General features: G+C 61.2%; 24 protein-coding genes. All 24 read right to left on the bottom strand.

Annotated features, from left to right (window positions below; translation table 11 throughout):
• Positions 1-14 precede the first annotated feature (14 nt).
• The 24 genes from ACP90_RS06380 to ACP90_RS06260 all read right to left on the bottom strand — a co-directional run bounded on the left by ACP90_RS06380 (position 15) and on the right by ACP90_RS06260 (position 24,244).
• Positions 15-602, bottom strand: coding sequence for an exopolysaccharide biosynthesis protein (locus ACP90_RS06380; protein ID WP_062487411.1), 588 nt, complete (start codon positions 600-602; stop codon positions 15-17).
• A gap of 121 nt (positions 603-723) precedes the next feature.
• On the bottom strand, positions 724-1,209 hold the full coding sequence (locus tag ACP90_RS06375) for a DUF992 domain-containing protein (protein ID WP_208993475.1): 486 nt from the start codon (positions 1,207-1,209) through the stop codon (positions 724-726).
• 108 nt (positions 1,210-1,317) lie between these two features.
• Complete coding sequence (locus ACP90_RS06370; protein WP_062487408.1) at positions 1,318-2,601, bottom strand: TRAP transporter large permease; 1,284 nt, start codon at positions 2,599-2,601, stop codon at positions 1,318-1,320.
• Positions 2,601-3,149 carry a TRAP transporter small permease subunit gene (locus tag ACP90_RS06365; protein ID WP_062487406.1) on the bottom strand — a complete coding sequence of 183 codons (549 nt, stop codon included), beginning with the start codon at positions 3,147-3,149 and terminating at the stop codon, positions 2,601-2,603. The genes ACP90_RS06370 and ACP90_RS06365 overlap by 1 nt, the downstream gene beginning before the upstream one ends.
• A gap of 17 nt (positions 3,150-3,166) precedes the next feature.
• Complete coding sequence (locus tag ACP90_RS06360) at positions 3,167-4,204, bottom strand: TRAP transporter substrate-binding protein (protein ID WP_062487403.1); 1,038 nt, start codon at positions 4,202-4,204, stop codon at positions 3,167-3,169.
• Between the two features lie 25 nt (positions 4,205-4,229).
• Positions 4,230-5,051 (bottom strand): putative hydro-lyase, encoded by an 822-nt coding sequence (locus ACP90_RS06355; RefSeq protein WP_062487402.1) that lies wholly within the window; start codon positions 5,049-5,051, stop codon positions 4,230-4,232.
• Between the two features lie 73 nt (positions 5,052-5,124).
• Positions 5,125-6,033 carry a LysR family transcriptional regulator gene (locus ACP90_RS06350; protein WP_062487400.1) on the bottom strand — a complete coding sequence of 303 codons (909 nt, stop codon included), beginning with the start codon at positions 6,031-6,033 and terminating at the stop codon, positions 5,125-5,127.
• A gap of 193 nt (positions 6,034-6,226) precedes the next feature.
• Positions 6,227-7,801 (bottom strand): acyl-CoA dehydrogenase family protein, encoded by a 1,575-nt coding sequence (locus ACP90_RS06345; RefSeq protein ID WP_062487399.1) that lies wholly within the window; start codon positions 7,799-7,801, stop codon positions 6,227-6,229.
• Positions 7,802-8,027: 226 nt separating this feature from the next.
• On the bottom strand, positions 8,028-8,483 hold the full coding sequence (locus tag ACP90_RS06335) for a DUF3237 domain-containing protein (protein ID WP_062487395.1): 456 nt from the start codon (positions 8,481-8,483) through the stop codon (positions 8,028-8,030).
• A complete protein-coding gene (locus tag ACP90_RS06330; protein ID WP_023003195.1) occupies positions 8,480-9,352 on the bottom strand; it encodes an amidohydrolase family protein in 873 nt (290 codons plus the stop codon). Before ACP90_RS06330 ends, ACP90_RS06335 begins: the two co-directional genes overlap by 4 nt.
• Positions 9,353-9,368: 16 nt before the next feature.
• Complete coding sequence (locus ACP90_RS06325; RefSeq protein WP_031270373.1) at positions 9,369-11,183, bottom strand: feruloyl-CoA synthase; 1,815 nt, start codon at positions 11,181-11,183, stop codon at positions 9,369-9,371.
• Between the two features lie 25 nt (positions 11,184-11,208).
• Positions 11,209-11,679 carry a MarR family transcriptional regulator gene (locus ACP90_RS06320; protein WP_208993474.1) on the bottom strand — a complete coding sequence of 157 codons (471 nt, stop codon included), beginning with the start codon at positions 11,677-11,679 and terminating at the stop codon, positions 11,209-11,211.
• Between the two features lie 19 nt (positions 11,680-11,698).
• Positions 11,699-12,466 (bottom strand): crotonase/enoyl-CoA hydratase family protein, encoded by a 768-nt coding sequence (locus ACP90_RS06315; RefSeq protein ID WP_055656770.1) that lies wholly within the window; start codon positions 12,464-12,466, stop codon positions 11,699-11,701.
• A 10-nt stretch (positions 12,467-12,476) separates the two neighbouring features.
• Entirely contained in the window at positions 12,477-13,241 is a 765-nt protein-coding gene (locus tag ACP90_RS06310) for an SDR family NAD(P)-dependent oxidoreductase (protein WP_062487391.1), read from the bottom strand.
• Between the two features lie 88 nt (positions 13,242-13,329).
• Positions 13,330-14,646, bottom strand: coding sequence for a TRAP transporter large permease (locus ACP90_RS06305; RefSeq protein WP_023003190.1), 1,317 nt, complete (start codon positions 14,644-14,646; stop codon positions 13,330-13,332).
• Positions 14,643-15,230 (bottom strand): TRAP transporter small permease, encoded by a 588-nt coding sequence (locus tag ACP90_RS06300; protein WP_062487389.1) that lies wholly within the window; start codon positions 15,228-15,230, stop codon positions 14,643-14,645. The genes ACP90_RS06305 and ACP90_RS06300 overlap by 4 nt, the downstream gene beginning before the upstream one ends.
• Positions 15,231-15,296: 66 nt before the next feature.
• Positions 15,297-16,337: a TRAP transporter substrate-binding protein gene (locus ACP90_RS06295; protein ID WP_023003188.1), complete on the bottom strand. Its 1,041-nt coding sequence runs from the start codon at positions 16,335-16,337 to the stop codon at positions 15,297-15,299.
• 563 nt (positions 16,338-16,900) lie between these two features.
• On the bottom strand, positions 16,901-18,547 hold the full coding sequence (locus tag ACP90_RS06290; RefSeq protein ID WP_062487387.1) for a dihydroxyacetone kinase subunit DhaK: 1,647 nt from the start codon (positions 18,545-18,547) through the stop codon (positions 16,901-16,903).
• An 11-nt stretch (positions 18,548-18,558) separates the two neighbouring features.
• The gene (locus ACP90_RS06285) at positions 18,559-19,554 is read right to left on the bottom strand and encodes an ABC transporter ATP-binding protein (RefSeq protein WP_023003185.1); all 996 of its coding nucleotides are present in this window, start codon (positions 19,552-19,554) and stop codon (positions 18,559-18,561) included.
• Positions 19,547-20,644, bottom strand: coding sequence for an ABC transporter ATP-binding protein (locus ACP90_RS06280; RefSeq protein WP_055656157.1), 1,098 nt, complete (start codon positions 20,642-20,644; stop codon positions 19,547-19,549). Before ACP90_RS06280 ends, ACP90_RS06285 begins: the two co-directional genes overlap by 8 nt.
• Positions 20,645-20,649: 5 nt before the next feature.
• Positions 20,650-20,838 (bottom strand): hypothetical protein, encoded by a 189-nt coding sequence (locus ACP90_RS06275; protein WP_035908047.1) that lies wholly within the window; start codon positions 20,836-20,838, stop codon positions 20,650-20,652.
• Positions 20,838-21,779, bottom strand: coding sequence for a carbohydrate ABC transporter permease (locus ACP90_RS06270; protein WP_023003182.1), 942 nt, complete (start codon positions 21,777-21,779; stop codon positions 20,838-20,840). The genes ACP90_RS06275 and ACP90_RS06270 overlap by 1 nt, the downstream gene beginning before the upstream one ends.
• Positions 21,776-22,723: a sugar ABC transporter permease gene (locus tag ACP90_RS06265; RefSeq protein WP_031270370.1), complete on the bottom strand. Its 948-nt coding sequence runs from the start codon at positions 22,721-22,723 to the stop codon at positions 21,776-21,778. The genes ACP90_RS06270 and ACP90_RS06265 overlap by 4 nt, the downstream gene beginning before the upstream one ends.
• A 201-nt stretch (positions 22,724-22,924) precedes the next feature.
• Complete coding sequence (locus ACP90_RS06260; protein WP_062487385.1) at positions 22,925-24,244, bottom strand: extracellular solute-binding protein; 1,320 nt, start codon at positions 24,242-24,244, stop codon at positions 22,925-22,927.
• Positions 24,245-24,260 lie beyond the last annotated feature (16 nt).

Below are 24,260 nucleotides of genomic sequence, written 5' to 3'. Positions count from 1 at the left end.
GTCACGAGAAGCTCTCAGGCAAGCCAGTAAACGACAATGGCGACCGCTGCCAAGGCCACCATCAGCCCCACCAGCGTCACGACGCCATCGCGCACCAGCAACCCGAGGCTCAGGAGAAGTATTGCCGAGCCGGGCAAGGCGACAGCAAAGGGCAGCAGGGTGGCGGGATAGACAAGAAGAGACAGAAAGATGCAAAACGCCGCGACGATCCGGCTCGCGGTTTCGCCGGCGAACATGGCCAGGCGTTGCCCGAGGTAACGGTCGGCGCGTTCGGCATAGGGGGTGAGCTTGTCGATGATCGACTTCACCTTCTGCTTGGGAAAACCGCGATTGCGCACGAAAGACGGTAACCAGATCGAGGTTCTGCCAAGCACAAGCTGTCCCGCCACCAGAAGCGTCAATGTTGTGAGAACAATCGGCACACCTGGTATGGCCCCGATGGGAGATATCATCACAAGGGCCGGCAGAAACAGAAGGGGGCCCGCCGCACGGCTGCCAGAAGCATTCAACAGCGAGCCGACATCGGCGCGGCCTTCCTTTTCAATTTCGTCTTCCCAGTTTGTAAGAACTTCCTTGATTGTCTCCGACTGACCTGTCGCCATCCAGGTATCCCTCCAGTTCTCATTGTCGTCGGACGTGCCGCACTCTTTTCAGCCAAATCTGCGTCCGGAAATGCAAAAAGGGCCGGCAAAGCCGACCCTTCTTGACGTTATGTCACTGTGTTCACTTGATCGCTTCCAGTGACATCCGACTGACACCAACCGTGATGTTCGTGCCCGTCTGGCTTTCCACACTGAGCGGATTCAGCGCAATCGACTTGTCGAAGCCGCCAATAAGGGCATTGGCCTTGATACCCGCACCAAGGCTCGCACCTGCGGTCACGCCGGCATATTCACCTTCAAGAGCGCCCACCTCCAGGTCGGCAGTCGGTGCAACGACGCCCCATATCAGCGTGGCCGAGTCGGTGGTCCCGATATCAAGCCCGTACTCGCTTACGGTCGCCGTGTAGTAGCTGGCAGGGCCGCCACCCACCCGGTCGAAGGTGCAGTTCATGACGGCCTTGGAACCGACGATGAAATTGGTTTCCTGCTCGACAACGCATGTCAGTTTGCCAACTTCAACGCCAGCAGGCTTGTCCTGGGCCATCACAGGGGTCGCAAGAAGCGTGGCTCCCGTCAGGGTCAGGGCGAGTTTGGTAAACCGTGTCATCAATGTCTCCTTCGTGTATGTGGCCTCCGGATTGCTCCGGTCCGCCTTCATCACGGTGGAAACGTCTGCCCGGTCTGTCAGTTCCAAAATAATTCTGCTCTTGTCCCCTCAGCGCATGGCCATCGGCAGATAAAGCGCAATCTGCGGCAGGGCGATCAGCGCCGCGACCATGGCCAGCATCGCCAACACATAGGGAATGGCTCCCAGCATCACCTCGGCAATGGATCCGCCGCGCCGCGCACTCTGGACGACGAAGAGATTGAGCCCCACCGGCGGTGTGATCAGCGCCATCTCGATCAGCACGATCATCAGGATGCCGAACCAGACCGGATCATAGCCCAGGCTGATGACGATCGGCACAACGATGGGAATGGTGATGACCATCAGCGACAGGGTCTCGATGAAGAAACCAAGCACGATATACATCGCGACGATCACCAGCAGCGTCTGCAGGGGACCGAAGCCGAGCCCCTCCAGAAAGCCGCGCAATTCCTGCGACAGGCCGGCGGCCGAAAGCGTAAAGTTGAGAAACGACGCCCCGATAACCACCAGCATGATCATCGCCGTGACCCGCACGGTACCGATCAGCGCTTCGCCGATCATGCGTGTGTTGAGCCCACCGAAAAGCGCGGCAATTGCCAGCGCTCCGGCAACCCCGACAGAGGCGGCTTCGGTTGGTGTCGCCCAGCCCTTGTAGATCGAGCCGATGATGGCACTGAACAGAAGAATGATCGGCAGTAGATCCGCGAGCCCGAGTGCCATTTCCCGCAAGGGGAACGTCCGCCGTGCCCCGCCGAGCTTCGGATTGACCAGGCAAACAAGCGCGGTCACTGCCAGAAAGGCCATCGCCAGCAGGATGCCGGGCAGAAGCCCTGCCAGAAAAAGCTGCGGGATCGAGGTCTGTGTCAGAAAACCGTAGACGATCAGGTTGATCGACGGCGGGATCATGATGCCGAGCGTACCCCCGGCGGCGATCGCACCGGAAAAGAGCTTCTGGTCATAGCCCAGCCGATCAGCCTGCGGCATGGCCACCGTCGCCACCGTGGCAGCCGTTGCCACAGACGAACCGGACGTGGCCGAGAACATGGTGGCGGTTGCCACATTGGCATGCACCAGCCCGCCTGGCAGCCAGGAGACCCAGCGGTCGAGCGCCGAGTAGGTGCGTGCGGCAATGCCGGTGCGCACCAGGATCTCGCCCAGCAGCACAAAGAACGGAATGGCGATCAGCGCCGCATTTTCCGACGTCGACCAGACCATCGACCCGAGGCCGCGTGTCAACGGAAAGGCACTGAAGAACTGGTCGATGCCGAACCCCAGCAGGAACAGCACGATGCCGACGGGAATGGAAAGGCTGAGGAGCCCAAAAAGGCCTACGGAAACGAAGGAAAGCATCAGGCTGTCTCCCCTTCCGGAAAGGCACCGATCGCCTGCTCGGATTTTGCAAATTCACCGCGCAGGACCAGCAGCACACCGGCGACAAAGGTCAGCCATGCGGTGACCGCGAACCACACCCACCCGGCAAACCAGGGCAATTGCACCAGCGCGAGCGGAGTTTCCAGGGGTGTGTTCGCCCTTGAGGAATTGCGCAGTGTCGTCTCCACCACCGGCCAGCACTTCAGCGCGACGATCGAGACGGTCGAGGACAGGGCAAAGATCGACAGAAGATCCAGCACCGCCCGCCATTTTGGCAGACCGACCGAACGGCGCAGGAAATCGATCCGGATATGCGAAAGTTCGCTCAATCCGAAAGCCATGCCCCAGGCCGTTCCGATGGCCATCACGTAGCCGGAGATTTCGTCGGTGCCGCCGAAGGAGGCACCGACACGGCGGAGACAGATATCAATCAGAACAAGACCTGCACAGGTGAGGAACACAACGCCGACCGAAATCGCTATCGCCCGGTTGATCCTCGACAGGATTGACAGGAGTTTCTCCGCCACCTCGATGTCTCCCGGGCTTAGTTGGTCTTGATCTGCACACCGACGACGGTGCCGACGCTGTCGTTCCAGCGCGCAGCCCAGTCACCGCCGGCCCGCTCTGCCCATTCCGGCAGAACATCCGTTTCCAGGATCTGGCGTGCGCGCTCGATGTCACCGTCGCTGGCTTCGACAAGAACCATGTCCCGCACGTCGCCCGAGGCGCATTCACCCTTGCCTGTCAGGCAGGCGATGTCATTCGCAAGCGCACCTTCTGCCGATGCCCAGGCGGGGGCTTCGAACTTCTCGGCAATTTCCTTTTCGATCAAAGCCCGGGTCTCGCCGGACAGAGCGTTCCACTTGTCGAGATTGATCGCCGTCACCACCGGGTCCCAGCCGCCAAGGGGAATCGGCAGAAGATGCGTGCTGACTTCCCACCAACCGGCGCTATAGCCCGAGCCTGCCCCGGTCACCGCACAATCGACGACGCCCTTCTGCAGCGCGCCCGGCACCTCTGAAAAGGCAACCGTAATGCCTTCTGCGCCAAGCGCTTCCAGGAACTTGGCCGTCATGCGGCCGGATGCGCGGATCTTCTTGCCCTTCAGGTCGTCCAGCGAACCCACTTCGGCGTTGCAGAACACCACCTGCGGCGGATAGGGCGCAATCGCAAGCACCTTGGAATTGAAGCGTTTTTCGAAGATCTCCTCGACCATCGGCCGGGCAGCATCGACCGCGGCATGAGCCTTGTCGGCAGACATGGCCACCAGCGGCACATCGAGGCCTTCCAGTTCCGGTGCATCGGCAACTGCATAATCTCCCACCGTCATGCCGACGTCGAAAACACCCTGGCCAAGCAGGCGGAACACTTCGCCAACGCCGAGGTTCATCTGGTTGTGAGTGGTGACGGTTGTGTTGATGGTGCCGCCGGATGCCTCAGGCAAGGCGGTCTGCCAGAACGGCGCTTCATAGTCCTGATGCAGCGGCAGGCTGGACCAGCTGCCGACGACAGACAGATCTTCCGCGGCGGCGGCCGAGGACATGGCGGCACTGGCCATGAGGAAAGTCAGAATCTTTTTCATGTGTCCACTCCGTGAAGGTTCGAGCTTACAGCTTCTTTTTTGTTATGATTGGTATTTCAGCGTCATCCGGGATGTCCGTGATCAGCATGTGTCCCGGTTTATGGGTAATCAGCAGCGGCAGGGCAGCGTTCTGGATGATGGCTTGCGGCGTCACTCCGCAAGCCCAGAAGACGGGCGTGAAACCGGCCTCCACCGGCACCGCATCGCCCCAGTCCGGATTGCCGAGATCGGAAATACCGATGGCCGCTGGATCGCCAATATGGACCGGTGATCCGTGCGCCAGCGGAAAGCGCGCCGAAATGGCAACCGCGTCCCGCACCCGCTCATCCGGGATCATCCGCATGGAAACCACCATTGCACCGCGGAACGGCCCGGCCGGTGTCGTTTCCATGTTCGAGCGGTACATCGGCACGGTGACATTGTTTGAAATGTGCCAGAGGTCGATCCCCGCCTCGATCAGCGCATGTTCGAAAGTGAAGGAACAGCCGAGCGCAAAGGCCACGAGATCGTCTGACCACAAGGCGCTTATGTCCGTCACCGAGCCTTCCAGCCGGCCATCGCGATAGATGTTGTAGGCGGGGACGTCGGTACGAATATCGAGGTAGTGTCCCAGGGTGAACAGGAGGGGATTTCCCGTGTCCGAAGCACCGATCAACGGACAGGGTTTCGGATTGCGCTGGCAGAAGCGCATGAAATCCAGCGCAAAGGCTTCCGGAATGATCGCCAGGTTTGCCTGAAGCAGGTTCTTGCCCAGCCCCGCCGTATGCGAGCGATAGCTGCCGGACCTTATCTGCGCCCGAAGCGTCTCGATGTTTTCCTGTCGAAGGGTTTCATAAGATTGCAGCACCGGGGCTCTCCTCCATTGGAGAAAGGCTCCCGCATTGCAGTTATAAACTCAAATTGAATGATTTTAGCAGATCTTATAAATGATTTTTATATCCAGAGTAAGCGACCGCAACCTCCAGCGCCTTCTTCGCAGCAGCCGCGACGATGTGGCTGCGCGGGTCACCGAGATAGCTCGCCGAAAACCTCAGGGCATCCGGTACCCATCCCGGATTGAACTCGACGATGCTTCCTCCCTCGACATAGGGCCGTGCCAGCGCCCTCGGCAGTGCCGCGACCCCGAGCCCTGCTTCCACCAGCCTGAAACAGGCAGACAGAGACGACGACGGGAACATCTGCACGTCCGGTGCAACCCGTTCGAACAACAGCGTTTTCAGCTCGCGGTAAGGCCGCGTATGCCGGGCGTAGGTAATCACGGGTTTTTCCCGCAAAAGCGCCTCGGCATGCGCGCCCTCGGCCGGACTGTCCGCCGCCACGTACCAGCCGAGGTCGAAACCGGGCAGCTCGATATTGTCGACCGAATACTCCGAAATCGGCCCCAGCAACAGGGCCAGATCGATTTCCCGGTCGAGCAGGCCAGCCCGCAGGTTCACAGAAATATCGACATTGATTTCCACGATCAGATTGGGAAAGTCGGCCCGCAGCGCGGCAACCAGATCCGGCAGCCAGCACTGTGCGATGGTTTCGGATGCACCGATGCGCAGATGCCGATCGATGCCCTCACGGGAGACCACCGTCTCCTCGACCTTGTCCGACAGCCGCTCGAACTGCTCGGCAAATGTCTGAAGCAGCTCGCCGCGCTTGGTCAGCTTCAGCCTGCCGGGAGAGCGTTCAAACAGCTCGGTCCCCAGGGCTTCCTCAAGCCTCTTGATCCGCGTTGTCACCGCCGGCTGCGTCAGGTTCAAACTTCCCGCGGCCTTGTTGACGCCGCCATGACGGACAACGGCCAGAAAGGCCCTCAGCTGATCGAGATTGAGCGGATGCATGAAACGTCCCGGCGTGATCGGTTTGGGCTACTTTGCGCGAAGCTGCGGACATTGAAAAGGTTTCGGGAACAGACCGGCGTGCAAAAGCAGAACGAGAGAGAACCTCATCCCCGGCCTTTTTCGCGAGATATTGCTGCCCAAGGGGGTCGTGTCCGTTGCCCCTTGAGGAACAGAATTTCGCTACTGTGCAGGCTCAGGCGCTCCGCGCCAGTTCCGGCCTTTCAAGCACTTTCCCTGCAAGCCGCCTGATCCGCTCAGGGTCCGGATGGAGGTCAGCCTTCTCCGCCATGCGTGCCCACAGGACCTTCAACAGCGTCTTGCTCGTCAGTTGCATGAAATCATGGGCAAGGGCTGTCGGGTCCTCGCTCTGCAACACCCGATCCCTCACCCGGCACCAGTTGGCGACAACCTCGCCCAGTTGCGGGTAAATCTTGTCGTTCCGCAGACATTCGGCCCGCAGGAATTTCTCGAATGCCTCGCTTTCCTTGCCCGGCAACAGACGCGTGACCAGTGCTCTTTCATGAATGGCGTTGGCACCTTCATAAATCGCGGTAATCCGCACATCCCGGTAGCACTGTTCCAGGACGTATTCCTTCAGATAGCCGTACCCGCCGAGCACCTGCATGCCAAGCTCCGTTGCCTGCATGCCGGCTTGCGTGCAGTAAGCCTTGGCGATCGGTGTCAGGAATTCCGCTAGCGCCCCGTTCTCGCCTGTTTCGACCGTGACGAGCGCAAGGTGCGCGATTGCTCGTCCGCCAAGGGCAAGGGCATCGATCTCGTCCAGCATGCGACGTACGTCGGCATGACCATCCAGCGTCACCGGCTTGCCCGCGGCATCCCGGCCCTGCTTGCGTTCCGCCGCATAGGTGCTGGCGATATCCGCAGCGCGGGCGGCATGGGCAACACCCTGCAAGGCCACATCCACGCGGGCATGGTTCATCATCGTGAACATCGCCTTCAGGCCTTCGCCTTCCCGGCCAACCAGTTCGGCGACGGCGCCGTCGAAAGCAAGCTGGCAGGTGGGCGAAGCATGCAGACCCATCTTTTCCTCGATGCGTGTCACGGTCACCGCGTTGCGGCTGCCGTCCGCGCGGGTGCACGGGCACAGAAACAGCGACAGGCCCTTCACGCCATCGTCTGACGTGCGGGCCAGCACCAGATGATGGATCTTCTCGCTCATGTCCTGATCGCCGCCGGAGATGAAGATCTTCTCGCCGCTGATTGACCAGCCATCACCAGCCTGCACCGCCCGGCAACGGATGCGGGAAAGATCGGACCCCGCGTCCGGTTCGGTCAGGCACATGGTGGCAAGGGCCTCGCCGGAGGCAAATTGCGGGATCACGCGCGCCTGCTGATCTTCCGTGCCAAAGGCCAGCAGGGTGCGGGCGGCACCCGCGGCAAGGCTCGTCACCATCTGCAGACTGTGGTTGGCGCCGGTGAAGATTTCCGAGGTGATCGCAAGTACGCCGGCATCAAGCCCCTGTCCGCCAAGCTGTTCCGGGATCGTCAATCCCGGCCAGCCCTGCTCCGCATAAGCGGCATAGGCTTCGCGGAACCCGTCCGGCATGCGCACCCGCCCCTCCACCAGCCGGCAACCCTGGCTGTCGCCCGGTTCGTTCAACGGGGCCAACTGCTCTTCTGCAAAGGCAGCAAAATGACCGCCGATCTCGGCGGCAAGATCCGCATCGAAGTCCGGCAGATCGGCTGCCCCGGCAACATGGGTCAGGCAGAACAGGATATCGTCAAGCGGTGCGGTGAAGGGTTTCATCGGTTACGGGCTTTCAAAGGAACGGCGATACAGCAGTTGCTGCAAATTCCCCCTCATCCTGAGGAGGGCGCCAGCCCGTCTCGAAGGATGGGCGGCAAACTCCAGCGCAAGCGGCCCATCCTTCGAGACGGACCCGAAGGTCCTCCTCAGGATGAGGAGATCGGTTATCGAGGACTTTGTTTCGGAATGTTTCGAGAGCCCGGACATCACAACTTCACTCCTGCCCTCACCACACCCGAAACAAGGACACAAGCACGGCGGAGGCAAGTCGCCGGCCGGTGCCGACGAAGAGAGTATTGTTGACCCAGTCGTAACGCGGGTCTCCGGTCTCCAGCCGCGCCGCCGTGCGGAAGTAATAGAGCGTCGGGTCGATATCCTCGCCGCGGGCAAGTGCTTGCAGGACGTCCGGCGGACCATGGCGAACACCCTTGTTGATGATCTCGATCACCGCGCCGTCGTCTGTCTCGAAGGCGTAGCGGGTGTCGATGTCGGCCGAACCGTCCGCCAGGATCGTCTGCCAGTCAGCGCCCATGTCCAGCACCGTTCCGGACACCTGACCTGTCACCCGGCCACCGACAATCGGGATGATCCGCCGCGCACCCGCCCTGCCCTGGCCTAGTTCCCGGACAGGGCCAAGTTCGACCTCAAGGTCGCAGAAATGGGAGAGCTGCGGAGTGATCATGCCAGCCCCAGCAGCCTTGCCGCATTGCCCTTGATGATGTCCGGCCGCAGCTCGTCCTTGATGGCGATCTTCTCGAAATCCGCCAACCAGCGCTCCGGCGTGATCATCGGCCAGTCGGAGCCGAACAGCACCTTCTTCTTCAGGATCGAATTGCAGTATTTCACCAGGATTTCCGGGAAATACTTCGGCGACCAACCTGAGAGGTCGATATAGACATTCGGCTTGTGCTGGGCGACCGCCAGGGCTTCCTCCTGCCAGGGAAAGGAAGGATGCGCGAGGATGATCTTCATGTCGGGAAAATCGACCGCGACATCGTCCATATACATCGGGTTGGAGTATTTCAGCCGCATGCCGTTGCCACCGCGCATGCCGCTGCCGACGCCCGTCTGGCCGGTGTGGAAGAGCGCGATGGAGCCTTCTTCCGCAATGGCTTCGTAAAGTTCGTAGGCCATGCGGTCGTTGGGGTAAAAACCCTGCATCGTCGGGTGGAACTTGAAACCCTTGATGCCGAAATCCCTCATCAGGCGCCGCGCCTCGCGCGCACCCATCTTGCCCTTGTGCGGATCGATGGAGGCGAAGGGGATCAGCACATCGTCGTTTTCGGCGGCAAGTTCCGCCACTTCCTCATTCTTGTAGCGGCGGTAGCCGGTCTCGCGCTCGGCATCGACCGGAAAGATTACCGCCGCAATGTTCTGTTCCCGGTAATGGGCTGCCGTTTCCGGTACGGTCGGCGGATGGCTCCAGGGCGCGCGGAAGTATTTCGCCATCGTCGCCTGCAAGTCGTCATAGCCATCGTCGGAATGACAGCCGCAAGGCTCTTCGGCGTGAGTGTGGATGTCGATGGCGCGAACCTTGGTGATATCGACCATTTCAAGCGCTCCTCAATCAGAGTGTGACCACAGCAGGGTCATCGTCGGTGTAAAGCCGTTCCAGCAGGGCCTCGCGGCGCGCCAGAACCTTTCGGATGTTCAGATTGCCCTTGGCGGTCATCTCGCCTTCGGGCATGGAAGCGGGCTGAGACAGCACGATGGCGCGGGACACCAGTGTCGAGCTGCCGCTGATCTCGCGGGCGCGCGCCGAAAGCCGGCGGTGGATTTCGCCCTGCAGCAGCTTGCAGCGGAAAGCACCGTCATCATCGTTGAGGTCAAAGCCTTCCCGGGTCAGCTCCGCGACATTCGGGAAGATCATCACCCCGATCTGGTTCCGATCGGCGCCGGTGATGATCAGGTCTGCGGCAAGCGGTGCGAGACGGGACAGCATGTCCAGCTTCAGCTGCGCCGCCCGCACCCAGGTGCCGGACTGCAGCTTGAAGTCTTCCGATATCCGGCCGTCAAAGCGCATGCCCTTGTTTGCGTCCGCCGGATCAAGAAACAGCATCGCATCCCCGGTGATGAAGAACCCTTCTTCATCGAAGGCCGCGGCGGTCTTTTCAGGATCGTTGAGATAGCCGGGCATCACGTTGGGGCCCTTCACGCGGACTTCGCAGCGCATGTCCGCATCGGGTAGAAGCTTGACGGTGACGCCGCTCACCGGAACACCGACAATGCCGGAGTGGGGTGCAGGTTCCTGCTGCATCAGGGCCGAGGGCGCTGTTTCGGTCAGTCCCCAGGAAGACGTCATCAAGGGCACCTCTCCCTTGACCTCCATCGCCATGCGCTCAAATCCGGACCAGACCTCCTGCGGCAGGGAGGCCCCTGCATAGAAGATCAGGTCCAGATCCTCGAAGAAGCGCTGACGCAGATCCGCGTCCGCTTCCAGAGCTTTCAGCAGCATGCCGAAGCCAAGCGGCACGTTGAACACCAGCGTACCGGTCTTCAACGACAGGTTCTCCACCGTCCGTTCGAACAGGCCCTTCACCGGCTTGCCGTCGTCAATGTAGAGACTTCCACCGTTGGCCAGCATCATGTTGAAATTATGCGAGCCGCCGAAGACGTGGTTCCAGGGCAGCCAGTCGACGATCACCGGCGGACGCTTACGCAGGAACGGCATGGAGTCGGCAAGTTGGGCCTGATTCACGCACATCATCCGGTGGGTGGTCAGAACGCCCTTCGGGCTGGAGGTCGAGCCGGAGGTCATCAGGATCTTGCCGACCGTATCCGGCGTGACCGCCGCGAAAGCACTGTCGACGTCGACGCTGCCGTCTCCCTTCAGAAGGTCGGCGAAGGCGGTAACGTTCCGGCTTCCCGGTCGGCTGGCGACAATCTCGACCGACGCAAGATCTTCAAGGTTCAACGCTTCGCCGTATTGGTCGGCATCGACCACATAGGCCATTTTCGGCTTGATGAGGTTGATCGCCTCGCGCAGGCGGCCATGGGCACCGTGAATGAGCGAATACTGCTCGGCCACCGGCACCACCGGCACTCCGACATACTGGGCAGCAAGCGCAAGAATGCCGTGATCGACGCCGTTGCCGGACATGATCAGGATCGGCGTATTTGCCCCCATGCCCCTTGCCAGGAGCGCGGCACCGATCGCCCGAACCTTTTCCAGGATGCCCGCATAGCTTTCCTCGCGCCAGCCGGCACCGCTGCGTTCGGCCAGAAACACCCTGTCCGGAGCTTCCCCCGCCCATTGGTGCAGCCAGTCTCCCGTCCGCTCGACCACTGGGCTCAGCGGATAGGTGGACCGCAGCAGAATACTGCCATCCGGACGGTCTTCCCGCTCGACCGAGTGGCGCAGAAATTCCGTGGTGCGCTTCATGATCGTCTCCTCCCGAAACTTCATGTCAGTCTTCCCGTTGGCGGTTGCTTTCAATCATCTGCATCACCTTGGTGGCGACACTCAACGCGTCCTTGCTGATACCGTTGAGCAGCATCTTCTCGTGCTCCATGACCGCGGCGATTGCCTTTTCACACAGCCGGCGACCGGCCAGTGTCGCCTTCAACGCATAGGCCCTGCGGTCACTCGGCAACCGGTCCCGGACGATCAGGTCACGCCGCTCCAGTTCGTCGACAATCACGACCAGGTTGGGCCGTTCGATATCCATGGCCTCGGCCAGTTGGGACTGTCGCAGGCCCGGGTTGTCGACGATCAGCACAAGGGCGGTATAGGTCAGCATGCGCAGGTCGAACGGCTTCAGGGTGCGGCTCAGGTCCGACTGAATGACGTTGAACGTCCGCTTCATCTGATAGCCGTAGAGCGCGCGCAGAGTCCTGTCGCTGACGTTGACAATTCCGGTCTCGGTCTCCGGTTCCATCGCGGTTTTCCTCATGAGATCACCTGAAGGTCGGATTGCGCTTTTCCAGGAAGGCGGCAAGGCCTTCCAGCGCGTCCGGACTGGTCTGTGTAATCGCGGCGCACAGGCTCTCGGTAAAGAGACCGTCCGTCTTTGACATGTCCGCAATGCGCGCCAGCGCCTGGATCATGATGTAGTTGGACAGCGGCGCGTTGGAAGCGATCCGGCCTGCCAGGTCCTGTGCCTTGGCCAGTGCCTCTCCCTCGCCGACGGTGTAATGAGCAAGGCCCAGAGCCAGGCCTTCATCCGCGTTGTACTTGCGGCCGGTCAGCATCATCTCGGTCATCCGGTCCGCGCCCAGAATGCGGCCCACGCGCACGGAAGCGCCACCACCGACGAAGATGCCCCTGCGGCCTTCCGGCAGCTGGAAGAACGCAGAGGTTTCGGCAACACGCACGTGGGTGGCACTGGCCAGTTCCAGACCGCCGCCGATGACGGCGCCGAACATGGCGGATACCACCGGCAATCCGCCGAACTGGATCCGGTCCATCACCTGGTGCCAGCCGCGCGAATGGCGCATGGTTCCTTCCGCGTCGCGCGCCACATGCTCGGACAGATCAAGGCCGGAGCAGAAATGCCCGGCCGTGCCGGTGATGACCACCGCCTTCACCTCGGCGGGCGGAGACAGGAAAAAGCCGTCAATGGCCCCAAGCAGCTCGTCGCACATGGCATTGCGCTTGTCCGGACGGTTCATGGTCAGGGTCGCGACGCTGTCGGAAATCTCAATTTTCAGGATCGGTTCTGTCATCGGTGTCTCCTCAGCGCGGCGGCAGACGCACGGCGCCATCCAAGCGGATGGTCGTACCGTTCAGGAACGGGTTGGTCACGATGTGCCCGGCAAGCAGGGCGAATTCCTCCGGCTCGCCAAGACGTGGCGGGAACGGAATGTTGGCCGTGATCTTGGCTGAGACCTCTTCCGGCAGGCCTTCCATCATCGGCGTTCTGAACAGGCCAGGCGCAATGGCCATCACGCGGATGCCGTGCTGGGCAAACTCCCGCGCTGCCGGCAGGCACATGGCGGCAATGCCGCCCTTGGATGCCGAATAGGCAGCCTGGCCCAGCTGGCCGTCCTCGAAGGCGACCGATGCCGTATTGACGATCACGCCACGCTCGCCGTTTTCCAGCGGCTCCACGTCCATGAGGCGTCTTGCGGCATGGCTCATGACATTGAACGTGCCGAAGAGATTGACCTTCAGCGTCTTTTCAAACGTATCGAAGGAGAGCTTGCCTTCCCTACCGACGATGCGCGCGGCAAAGCCGAAGCCGGCGCAATTGACGACAACGCGCGGCGTTTCACCGAGCAACCCGATCGCTTCGTCCAGTGCAGTCCCTACGGCTGCCTCGTCGCTGACGTCGGCCTGAACGGCGAAGCCGCCGATTTCTTCCGCCACAGTGCGGGCCCGGTCGATATCAAAATCAAGGATCGCAACTTTCGCGCCCTGGCTCGCAAAATGACGGGCCGTCGCGGCCCCGAGGCCACTGCCGCCACCTGTCACGAAAGCCGCTTGTCCGGATATCAGCATGGCACAGCCTCTGAATTGGTTTTAGTCATCATTGTTATATCTCATACCTATTTTGATACGCCGAAAGGGCGCACTCCTTCCGGCTGGGTTAGCCAGCCAGAAGGAACAGGGTGATTGACGGAAAGAGGACCAACAGGATCACGCGGACTATGTCGGACGTCACGAACCAGAGAACCGCCTTGTAGGTCTCCTTCATCGGCGTCGACCGATCCATCGCGTTGATGATGAAAAGGTTCATGCCGACGGGCGGTGTTATCAGCCCCACCTCGACAACGATCAGCACCAGGATACCGAACCAGATGGCAACGTGTTCCGGGCTCATGCCGAAGTCGAGCACGCTGATCACCGGAAAGAAGATCGGGATGGTCAGAAGGATCATCGACAGGCTGTCCATCAGACAGCCGAAGACCAGGTAGAACAGCAGGATCAGTGTCAGTACGACAAGCGGACTGAAGCCCTGGCCAACGACCCAGCCGGAGAGTTCCTGCGGCAACTGACTGAGTGCCAGGAAGCTGTTGTAGAAGCCGGCACCGAGCACGATGAAGAAAATCATCGCCGTGCTCATGGCCGTCTGGATCATGCTGTCGACAAAGACCTTCCAGGTCAGGTTACCGGAAATGAGCGCGATGATGCCCGTTCCGGCCGCACCGACGGCAGCGCCCTCGGTCGGGGTGAACCAGCCCAGATAGATGCCGCCGACCACGAGACCGAAGACCAGCAGCACAGGCCAGACATCCATCAGCGCACGCATGCGCTCCGCATAAGGCACCGGCTCACGCGTTCCGGCGGAGCCGGGGTTGAGGCGGACATAGATCGAGATGGTGATCATGTAGCCGATGGCCGCCAGGATGCCCGGAATGAAGGCAGCCAGGAACAGCTTGGCGATGTTCTGTTCGGTCAGGATGGCATAGATCACCAGGATGACCGACGGCGGAATGAGAATGCCGAGCGTGCCGCCGGCGGCCAGCGTTGCCGTCGAAAAGCCGCCGGAATAGCCGTAGCGGCGCAGTTCCGGCAGGGCGACACGGCTCATGGTGGCGGCGGTTGCCAGTGACGATCCGCAGATGGCGCCAAAGCCCGCGCAGGCCCCGACCGCAGCCATGGCAACACCGCCCTTGCGGTGGCCGAGCCAGCTTTCGGCGGCCTTGAAGAGAGACGACGACATGCCGGAGTGGGTCGCGAACTGCCCCATCAGCAGGAACATCGGAATGATCGTCAGCGAGTAGCTGGAGAAGGTGGAATAGGTCTCCGACTTCAGCTTGGCGAGAATGATGTTGGAACTGCCGGTCGCAAGATAGAGACCACCCAGACCGCAAATCATCATGGCAAGGCCGATCGGCGCCCGCAGGAAGATAAGCAGCAGAAGAACGGGAAACGACAGATAGCCGAGTTCAAGCAGGCTCAATGGACCCCTCCCTCGGCATCGGGCGTGAAACGCCGGCCGGTGATCAGTTCAAGCACCTTGGCGACGGCGCAGTAGAGCGCGACGACGGAGGCAACAGCGGCGGCGGCAAAGCTGAGCGCGAAGGCCCACCAGATCGGAAACTGCAGCAGGAAGGTGGTTTCGTTGTAGCGGATCTTGTCTTCCATGCCGACAAACAGCCGCCAGGTGATCAGGAAGATCAGCAAGCTGAGGAGAACCTCCCACACGACTTCCAGCCACCGGTTCATCCAGCGCGGAAAACTGCCGGCGAAAACGTCCACGGTGGCGTGCCCCCGCTTAAGCTGACAGATGGGCAGAAAGGCGAAAATGGTGAAGCTGATCCCCGCCTCGACCAGCTCGAAATCGCCGGAAACCGGACCGACACCGGTCGCGATCAGCGCGTTGGCGGCGCTTTCGGACAGCGAGGTCATGAATTCAGAATGACCGAATGTGTTCAGCCCGCGGCCAAGCACGCTGACACAGGTCAGCCCGATCAGCGCTGTCAGAACCAGACCGCCAAGGATCGCCATGAAGCGCGCGAGACGCTCCACCAGAGTGAGCAGCATTTTACGTGTATCCTGTCGAAGGATGCCCTCCGGAACACCTGGTTCCGGAGGGCTGCTTCATGACGGTCAGTTGGCCATCAGCGCTTCGGCACGGGCCTGCAGCGCCTTGCCGTCGATGCCCTTGGCATCCATTTCGGCGTACCACTCGTCGATGGTGCCCTGAGCGGCGGCTTCCCACTCGGCAGCCTGCTCGTCCGTCAGCGTGATGATGTTGTTGCCCATCTCCACGGCTGCGGCCCGCGGGCCGGCATCATCGGCCTGCATCTGCTTGCCGGCGAAGGCAGAGAATTCCTCACCGGAGTTTGCGTCGATGATGGCCTTCAGGTCGTCCGGCAGGCTGTCGTACTTGTCCTTGTTCATCCCGAAGATGAAGGACGTGGTGTAGAGCGCCTTGCCCGGAAACTCGGTATGGTTCTTGACCAGCTCGTTCACCTTCAGCGCGCCGACGACTTCCCACGGAATAACCGTCGCATCGACAACACCCTTGCTGAGAGCTTCCGGAATGGCCGGAACCGGCATGCCGATCGGCGTTGCACCCAGATTGGAGAACAGCTTGTTGGTGACACGGGTCGGTGCACGCAGCTTGACGCCGTTCAGGTCGGACAGCGCGACGATCGGCTTGCTGGAGTGGATGACACCAGGACCATGAACCCAGAGGGCCAGCGGCTTGAAGCGCGCGAAGTCCTCATCCATCATCGTTTCTTCGGCAAGCTTCCAGTAGGCGCGGGACATGGTCTCCGCATCCGTCATCGTGAACGGAAGCTCGAACACTTCTGCGCGCGGGAAGCGGCCCGGGGTATAACCGGCAACGGTCCAGACGATATCAACGACACCATCGACGACCTGATCGATCAGCTCCGGCGGCTTGCCGCCCAGCTGCATGGCCGGATAACGCTCGATCTTGATGCGTCCACCGGATTCCGCTTCGATCTTGTCGGCCCAGGGGTCGAGAACGTTCTTGGGTACATTGGCCTGAGCCGGCAGGAACTGGTGCAGGCGCAGCGTGACTTCCTGCGCAAGTGTGGACGACATGCTCCCGCCAAGTGCGATTGCGGAGACAGTCGCAGCCACAGCCAGTTTGGCAAACTGCTTATGCAAGTTGATCATGGTTTCCTCCCTGTTCGATCAACTTCAAAACCTGACCGGATTCCTCCCTCCGATCAGATGATGATCTATAATAGTTATATTACATAACTTTTTTCAAGCTCTATTTGGCGACCTGGTTCACTCCCTTCGCCCTGAGCTTTGCATGCAGGCGACCAATCGGAAAGTTATACATTCTGGTCAGCCGCAAAAGCATCACAAGATCCCGTAAAATTTGCCGGAGTTTGTGATGGATCAATCCCGAAGGCAAGGGTTTCCGTGAGAAGAATGGACAGAAAACGTCTTTATCATCAACCCTGCCACTTCCTGCAAAGGAAGACCCGCCAGCCGGCATGACGACAGGCACCTTACCTAACGCAAGGGCATCAAGGCGGTAGCATCAAGCCAACGGGAATTTGTGGAAAGCCTGCCGGAGATCGCAATGTCCCGGGACTTGCGGGTTATCCGAACGCCGGAACACCATTGGCGTGGACACGCGACCAGGGGCTGGCTCAATGGAATGGAAAATCAGGGAAAGCACCGGCAGGCCGTGGGCTCGAAGCCCGGCCTGCCGGTCAGGTGCCGGCCTACGCGGACTTGGAGTTAAGGGCCGGTGAGAGGGTCAGTTGCTCGAACAGCCGGGCGACGGCCTCCGCGCCCGGATCGTTGTGACCGGAGAGGTTCGCCTCCGAGACATAGGATGCCCTGCCCGCGCGCGCCCGCGTGATCCGCGACGTGGCGTCCGCGCCCTGACGGGCTTCGGCAGCAGCCGCCTCGACACCGTTTTCCAGAGCGTTGAGCGCCGGCAGCAGAGCATCGATCATGGTGCGGTCACCCGGCTGGGCGCCGCCCACCTGCATGATCCGGTCAAGACCCGCTTTCAGCGCTCCAATGGCCCCACGGCCGCTGGAGGACGCATCGCCGGCAGCGGCAAAGAAGATCGCCAGCAGGACACCGGAAGACCCGCCCATCGTCTGGCTGAGTTCCAGACCGATAGCGCGATAAAGCTGGGTGAGATCCGCCAGCGGCAACCGGTCGAGCGCCTTCACCAGCGCCCGGGCGGCGGTGGCAAGCGTGCTGCCGGTATCGCCGTCGCCCGACTTGGCATCAAGCGCATTGAGATCGTCCTCGGCCGCGATCAGGATGTCGCAGCAGCGTTCGATGAACTTCCGCGTCTCCGGGTTCTTGGACGGCAGCGGCTGGATCGGCGTCAGACCGTCCGGCAGCGGCAGCACCGACACAGCGCCAAGCGCCAGACAACCGGGCCACGCCCAGGGTGCGACCGGCGCCTGCAGCAGGGCTTCTTCCGTCTTGCCGACCGGCAGCAGCGACACGGAGAACCCGTGCATGTCGAGCGAGGTCATCATGGCGGCCGGGCCGATGACCCAGCGGATCTGGCTGCCGATGCGCGAGGCCGTGAGCTCTTCCAGAAGCACCGACATTTCAAGAGGTGTCGTGCTGCCCAGATTGTTCACGATCGCCACATGAGGTCCGGGTGCGAGGTTCGGTGCAAGCCGGTCCACCACCATCGCCATGGCGGCACGGGCATTCGAATAGTCAACCTGCTCGATCCCCGCCTCGCCATGAATGCCAAGCCCGAGTTCCGCCTTGCCATGGGCAATCCGGTCTTCCTTGGGCGAACCAGGCACCGTGCAGGTGTCCAGCGACATGCCGATCGAGATCGCACCGCCGATGGTTTTCTTCGCCGCCTCGGTAATGGTTTCCAGATCCGCGCCCTGATCGGCAAGCGCTCCGGCGATCTTGTGCACGAACAGCGTACCGGCGACACCGCGTGCCTGCGGCAGGTCTGGCAGGGCAACGTCGTCATCGACGATCACCATGTTGACCTTCAGTCCGAAGGAGCGAGCCCGCTCGGCCGCAAGACCGAAGTTCAGCCGGTCGCCGGTGTAGTTCTTGACGATCAGCAGGCAGCCGGCCTTGCCGGTGACGGCCAGAATGCCCGCCAGCACGGCATCCACGGAGGGCGAGGCAAACACCTCGCCGCAGACGGCCGCCGTCAGCATGCCCTGGCCGACGAAACCTGCATGGCTCGGCTCATGCCCAGAGCCGCCGCCGGAGACCAGCGCCACCTTGGATTTGTCCCAGTCGGTGCGCACCACCACCTTGATATGCGGATAGCCGTCGAGACGGGCGAGCCGCCCGCCGGCCGTGCGCAGCATGCCGTCAATCGCTTCGGTGACGAGCGTTTCCTTGGTATTGATGAATTGCTTCATGTCCCGTCTCCTCAGGAAATGCGAGCGCCGCTGGCGTCGAAGAAAAGCGGATTTCTTGGTTGAATGGCGAGAGTGTCGCCCGGTTCCAGGGCGGTGTGGCTGTCTGACAGCGTTACGACGGAATGTCCATCCAGAGATAGATGCAGCCGGGTCTGATCACCCAGATGTTCGACCCGGCGAACTTCCGAGACCTTGCCCTCGCCTTGCGCGATATGCTCCGGGCGCAGGCCGATGGTCTTGGCACCGCTCGGCGCACCGGCAAAAAGATCGGCCGGCAGCACGTTGATGCGTGGCTGGCCGAGACGCCCGGCGACATAGAGATTGACCGGGTTCTCGTAGATCTCGCGCGGCGACCCGAATTGCACCAGGCGGCCATGATCGAGAACTCCGACGTGCGTTGCCATGGTCATGGCCTCGATCTGGTCATGGGTCACGTAAAGCAACGTCGCCCCCAGGCTTTCCTGGATGCGTTTCAACTCGATGCGCAGGTCCGAACGCAGCTTGGCATCGAGCGAGGAAAGCGGTTCATCCATGAGATAGATGGACGGATCGCGCACCAGAGCCCTGCCGATGGACACCCGCTGCATTTCGCCGCCGGAAAGGTTGGTCGCCTTGTTGGCAAGCTTGTGCGAAATGCGCAAGACTTCGGCCACTTCGGCAACCTTGCGGTCGATCTCGTCCGCAGGCGTCTTGAGCAAGGGCGAGCGAAGCGGAAATGCCAGGTTCTCCCGCACGCTCATGTGCGGATAGAGCGAATACTGCTGGAACACCATGGCGACGTTGCGCTGCGCCGGCGTGTCGCCAACCACCGACCGCCCCGCGATGACGACGTCGCCCGCGTCCGGCTGTTCCAGTCCCGCGATCAGACGCAGGATAGTGGTCTTCCCGGCCCCTGTCGGCCCCAGCAGCGTCACGAAGGCGCCATTGGGGATGTTCATGCTCACCTCATCGACAGCGAGCGTATCGCCGAACCGCTTGGTGAGGCCTGACAGCCTGACTTCAGCCATGAGCAAGCACTCCCTCGTTCAGTTCCGACCGCAGCGCCCGCCCCGACTGATTGTCGAACAGCGTCACCGTTGATCCGTTGAATTCGAGGCCGACAAATTCCCCGGCACGAACAGGCTGGTCTGAGGGAATGCGGGCCTTCAGTTCACCGGAGGCGGTCTTCAACGTGACGATCTGCGTGGTGCCGAGATATTCGGCGGCCAGAACCTCACCCCGGTAGGATCCGCTGTCGTTGAGCGTGATGTGCTCCGGACGGATGCCGAAGACCATGTCACCTTCAAAGGGTTCCATCAGCCGCGGCACGTCCAGTTCCTCGTGATGCATCATCACCTTAGATGCGCCCGCATGGACCTCGCCGTGAAAGCGCAGGAAGTTCATCGGCGGCGAGCCGATGAAGTCGGCAACGAACATGGTTGCCGGCTTGTCGTAGATATCCTGCGGCGTGCCGAACTGCTCGATGACGCCATGGTTCATGACCACGATCTTGTCGCCCATCTGCATGGCTTCCAGCTGGTCGTGGGTGACATAGACAGTGGTGGCGCCCATGCGGTCATGCAGGGCCCGCAGCTCCTCGGCCATATGCTCGCGGAACTCCGCATCGAGCGCACCGAGCGGCTCGTCCATCATGAAGGCTTTCGGATCCCGGACGATGGCCCGGCCGAGCGCGACACGCTGTCGATCGCCGCCGGAAAGCCCGCCCACCGGCCGGTCGAGGATCTTCTCGATCCCGAGAATGCGGGCAACTTCCGCCACCTTCTCGGCAACCTGATGTTTCGGCATGCCCTGGCTGACCAACGGATAGGAGATGTTCTTGCGCACATTCATGTGCGGGTAGAGGGCGAACATCTGGAAGACGAAGGCGATATCGCGCTGGCTCGCCGGCCGTTGGCCGACCTCCTCGCCGTCGATATAGATCTCGCCTGACGTCGGCAGCTCCAGCCCGGCAATCATGCGCAAGGTGGTGGTCTTGCCGCAGCCGGACGGACCGAGCAGCATGAAGAACTCACCGTCCTCGATCTTGAAGGAAGACGACTGCACGGCGGTGAAGTCGCCGAATTCCTTCCGAAGGTTTCTGATTACGATCTCTGCCAAGACAGTCACTCCGGAAAGTGGCTGACGATGATGAACATGACTGTTCCGGTCAGCGTGACGATGAAGGAATAGGTGTAGGCCCACAGGAAGACCGGCTGCATCAGCATGATCACACCAATGGCGATCAGAAGGGATGCGAGCATTTCCCAGGACCCGCGGCGCAGGCGGACGAGGCCGCTCATGAAATCGCTGATCATTTGCGGACCGCTCCGAAGGTGATGCCGCGCAGGAGATGTTTGCGAAGCAGGATGGTGAAGACCATGACCGGCACCAGGAACAGGGTTGCCCCTGCCGCGACCGCCGGCCAGTCCTGGCCGCCGACGCCGATGATGGTCGGAATGAAGGGGGGAGCCGTCTGGGCCGTGCCGGAGGTCAGCAGCACCGCGAAGGCATATTCGTTCCACGAGAAGATCAGGCAGAAGATGGCCGTCGAGGCGATGCCCGTTGCCGCCTGCGGCAACACCACCTTGTAGAATGCCTGGAAGCGGGTGTAGCCGTCGATCAGCGCCGCTTCCTCGTATTCTCGCGGGATCTCGTCGATGAAGCCCTTCAGCAGCCAGACCGCAAGCGAGATATTGACCGCCGTATAGAGCAGGATCATGCCCAGGTGCGTATCCGACAGCCCAAGGGTGCGGAACATCAGGAAGATCGGGATCGCGACCGCGATCGGCGGCATCATTCTTGTCGACAGGATGAAGAACAGCAGGTCATCCTTCAGCGGCACCTTGAACCTTGAAAAGGCATAGGCGGCGAGCGTTCCGAGGAACACCGACAGGAAGGTGGAGCCGAAGCCGATGATGACCGAATTCAGGAACCTTTCGCCGTAGCGGGAGGGGCCCGCGATCACCATGTCGCGGTTGCGGACGATTTCCTCGTACCAGGTAGCGGGCGGCGGCAGCGCCTGAAGCTGTTCCGGCGATACGCGGGTGCGGGTGGTGAAGAGGTTGACGTAGCCTTCCAGAGACGGCTCGAAGAGCACCTTCGGAGGATAGGCGATGGCATCGACCGGAGACTTGAACCCTGTCGTCAGGATCCAGACCAGCGGCAGCAGGGTGATGACCGCGTAGGCGATGACCAGCGACCCGGCCACCCACTTCTGCCGCGATGACGGTTCTGTGATGGAATAGCTGCTCATCTTTCCTTCACCTTGTTCAGGGCTTTGACGTAGATCGAGGCGAGGCCGAAGACAGTCACGAACAGGACGATCGCGTAGGCGGAGGCATAGCCGGTACGCCACTTCTCGAAGGCTTCACGCTTCAGGTTGATGGAGGTGAGCTCGGTCACGGAGCCTGGGCCACCGCCGGTGAGCTGCACCACAAGATCGAACATCTTGAAGTTCTCGATGCCGCGGAACAGGACTGCCAGCATGAGGAAGGGCAGCACCATGGGCACAGTGATCGTCCAGAACTGGCGCCACTTGCTGGCCCGATCGATTTCCGCGGCCTCGTAGATATAGTCCGGTATCGATCGCAGGCCTGCCAGACAGATGAGCATCACGAAGGGGGTCCACATCCAGGTATCGACAATCACGATGGCCCAGGGCGCGAGCGCCACGTCGCCGATCATCTGGAAGGATGCCGGATCGACCCCGGTGAAGAAGGACACACCGTAATTGAAGAGACCGATCTGCGGCTGGTAGAGAAAGGTCCAGAAATTGCCGACAACGGCCGGCGACAACATCATCGGCAGCACGATCAGGGTGGTCCACAGATCGTTGCCCTTGAATTTCCGGTTGATCAGCCAGGCCAGTGTAAAACCGATCAGCACCTGCAGGACGATGGTCCAGAACAGGAAATGCGCGGTCGCCTGCATGGTCAGCCAGATGTCGCCATCGGTCAGGATGCGCTCGTAATTGCGCAGGCCGATGTATTCGACATCGCGGTTGGGCCGATTGGCCCGGAAATTCGTGAAACTGAGATTGATCGTCCAGATCAGCGGGAAGATATTGACCGCAAGCAGCAGGAAAATTGTCGGGGCGACAAAAAGCCAGGCAATCGTACGGTCGGAAAGCCCTCGGATTTTCGCGGCAACGGTGGGCGGCGTTGCCTTTGCTACTCGGTCTATCGGGGTGTCGGACATGAGACGCTCTTCTTGAGAAACGGTTCCGGAAAGCACGGGCCGGGACGGCCGGTCTTTCAGGGTGAGACAGCCCGCCAGAAGGCGGGCCGTCCGCAGAGGCAGGATCAGGAGTTGGCCGCCAAAAGACCGGCCATCTGCTGAGACAAGGGCAGGTCAAACCCTGACAAGCGCATTGGCATCGTCAGGGTTCGCCTGGAGCCGTCAGAGCTTGCCTTCGTCCTCGAAGGTTTCGGTCCAGTCGGCGATCAGCTTGTCGAGCGCTTCCTGTGCGGTGCCCTGGTCGGCAACCACATAGTCATGAAGGCGTTTTTGCATCGCCAGCAGCAGTTCGGCGTAAGCCGGCTCCTGCCAGAAATCCATCACGTTATCCATGGCCAGAAGGAAGTCGGACGCAAACGGCGCACTGTCCGGGAAGCTCGGATCGCTGAGGACGCTGACATGGCAGGAATAGCCACCGAGATCCCACCACTTCTTCTGAACGCTCGGCTGTGCGAACCACTTGATGTACTCAAGCGCCGCATCCTGCTTGTCGGAATAGGCCACCACGGAGATGCCCTGCCCGCCGAGCGTCGAGGCTTCCCGGTTCTGGCCGGGATTGACGAAGAAGCCGATCTTGTCGCCGCCCACATCCGGGTCGGCATAGAGGCCTGGGAAGAAGGCGAACCAGTTCATGGCCATGGCCACCTGCCCCGACTTGAAGGCATCGAGGGACTGTTCCATGTAGCTGTCGGTGTAGCCCGGCGGCGTGCCGGTCTTGTAGAGTTCCTTGTAGAACTCCAGTCCCGCCACGGCTTCGGGCGAGTTGACCGCACCTTCCATGTCGTATTTGCCCGGCGTCATCTCGTATTTGAAGCCGAATGGATAGAGCGCACTGGTTGCGCCCATGGTGATGCCTTCCGAGCCGCGCTCGGTGAAGATGGACGCGCCGTACCGGGTCTGACCGTCGATCTCGCGTCCCTGGAAGAACTGTGCGACTTCCAGAAGCTCAGCTTGCGTCTTGGGCGGAGCCAGGTCGCGGCCGTGCTTCTCCTTGAAGGCAGCCTGAATTTCCGGCATTTCGAACCAGTCCTTGCGATAGAACCAGCCGTTGGCATCGCCCATGGCCGGCAGCGCATAGTAGTTCGGCTCGCCCTTGGGCCAGGTGGAATAGGCATAGACGGTCGCCGGAGCGAAATCGTCCATGCTGATGCCTTCCTTCTCGAAGAAGTCGTTCAGCTTGACGTAATGGCCGTTTTCCGCGCCGCCACCGATCCACTGGCTGTCGCCGATCAGCAGATCGCACAGTTTGCCGCCGGAGTTCAGCTCGTTCAGCATGCGGTCGGCGAAGTTCGGCCAGGGCACGAATTCGAAGTTCATGGTGTGGCCGTATTCGGCTTCAAATTCCTTCGACAGCTCGACCAGCGCGTTGGCCGGATCCCAGGCCGCCCAGCACAGCGTCAGCTCATCGGCCTGCGCATTGGAAACAGATAGTCCGCTAACCGCAACAATGGCGGTTGCCGCGAGAAGTTTCGCAGTTTTCATGGGTGAAGTCCTCCCG

This window comes from Labrenzia sp. CP4 (assembly GCF_001579905.1).
Classification (GTDB): Bacteria; Pseudomonadota; Alphaproteobacteria; order Rhizobiales; family Stappiaceae; genus Roseibium; species Roseibium algicola.
Note: the sequence above shows the minus strand (reverse complement) of the source record. Positions and strands in the feature narration are given on the sequence as shown.

Excerpts from the sequence above, each read along its gene's own strand:
- ACP90_RS06300 (WP_062487389.1), bottom strand. The coding sequence starts at position 15,230 with ATGCTGCTCACTCTGGTGGAGCGTCTCGCGCGCTTCATGGCGATCCTT.
- ACP90_RS06295 (WP_023003188.1), bottom strand. The coding sequence starts at position 16,337 with ATGATCAACTTGCATAAGCAGTTTGCCAAACTGGCTGTGGCTGCGACT.
- ACP90_RS06270 (WP_023003182.1), bottom strand. The coding sequence starts at position 21,779 with ATGAGCAGCTATTCCATCACAGAACCGTCATCGCGGCAGAAGTGGGTG.
- ACP90_RS06375 (WP_208993475.1), bottom strand. The coding sequence starts at position 1,209 with ATGACACGGTTTACCAAACTCGCCCTGACCCTGACGGGAGCCACGCTT.
- ACP90_RS06380 (WP_062487411.1), bottom strand. The coding sequence starts at position 602 with ATGGCGACAGGTCAGTCGGAGACAATCAAGGAAGTTCTTACAAACTGG.
- ACP90_RS06285 (WP_023003185.1), bottom strand. The coding sequence starts at position 19,554 with ATGGCTGAAGTCAGGCTGTCAGGCCTCACCAAGCGGTTCGGCGATACG.
- ACP90_RS06335 (WP_062487395.1), bottom strand. The coding sequence starts at position 8,483 with ATGATCACTCCGCAGCTCTCCCATTTCTGCGACCTTGAGGTCGAACTT.
- ACP90_RS06330 (WP_023003195.1), bottom strand. The coding sequence starts at position 9,352 with ATGGTCGATATCACCAAGGTTCGCGCCATCGACATCCACACTCACGCC.
- ACP90_RS06290 (WP_062487387.1), bottom strand. The coding sequence starts at position 18,547 with ATGAAGCAATTCATCAATACCAAGGAAACGCTCGTCACCGAAGCGATT.
- ACP90_RS06265 (WP_031270370.1), bottom strand. The coding sequence starts at position 22,723 with ATGTCCGACACCCCGATAGACCGAGTAGCAAAGGCAACGCCGCCCACC.
- ACP90_RS06370 (WP_062487408.1), bottom strand. The coding sequence starts at position 2,601 with ATGCTTTCCTTCGTTTCCGTAGGCCTTTTTGGGCTCCTCAGCCTTTCC.
- ACP90_RS06360 (WP_062487403.1), bottom strand. The coding sequence starts at position 4,204 with ATGAAAAAGATTCTGACTTTCCTCATGGCCAGTGCCGCCATGTCCTCG.
- ACP90_RS06320 (WP_208993474.1), bottom strand. The coding sequence starts at position 11,679 with ATGGAACCGGAGACCGAGACCGGAATTGTCAACGTCAGCGACAGGACT.
- ACP90_RS06325 (WP_031270373.1), bottom strand. The coding sequence starts at position 11,183 with ATGAAGCGCACCACGGAATTTCTGCGCCACTCGGTCGAGCGGGAAGAC.
- ACP90_RS06310 (WP_062487391.1), bottom strand. The coding sequence starts at position 13,241 with ATGCTGATATCCGGACAAGCGGCTTTCGTGACAGGTGGCGGCAGTGGC.
- ACP90_RS06260 (WP_062487385.1), bottom strand. The coding sequence starts at position 24,244 with ATGAAAACTGCGAAACTTCTCGCGGCAACCGCCATTGTTGCGGTTAGC.
- ACP90_RS06345 (WP_062487399.1), bottom strand. The coding sequence starts at position 7,801 with ATGAAACCCTTCACCGCACCGCTTGACGATATCCTGTTCTGCCTGACC.
- ACP90_RS06315 (WP_055656770.1), bottom strand. The coding sequence starts at position 12,466 with ATGACAGAACCGATCCTGAAAATTGAGATTTCCGACAGCGTCGCGACC.
- ACP90_RS06350 (WP_062487400.1), bottom strand. The coding sequence starts at position 6,033 with ATGCATCCGCTCAATCTCGATCAGCTGAGGGCCTTTCTGGCCGTTGTC.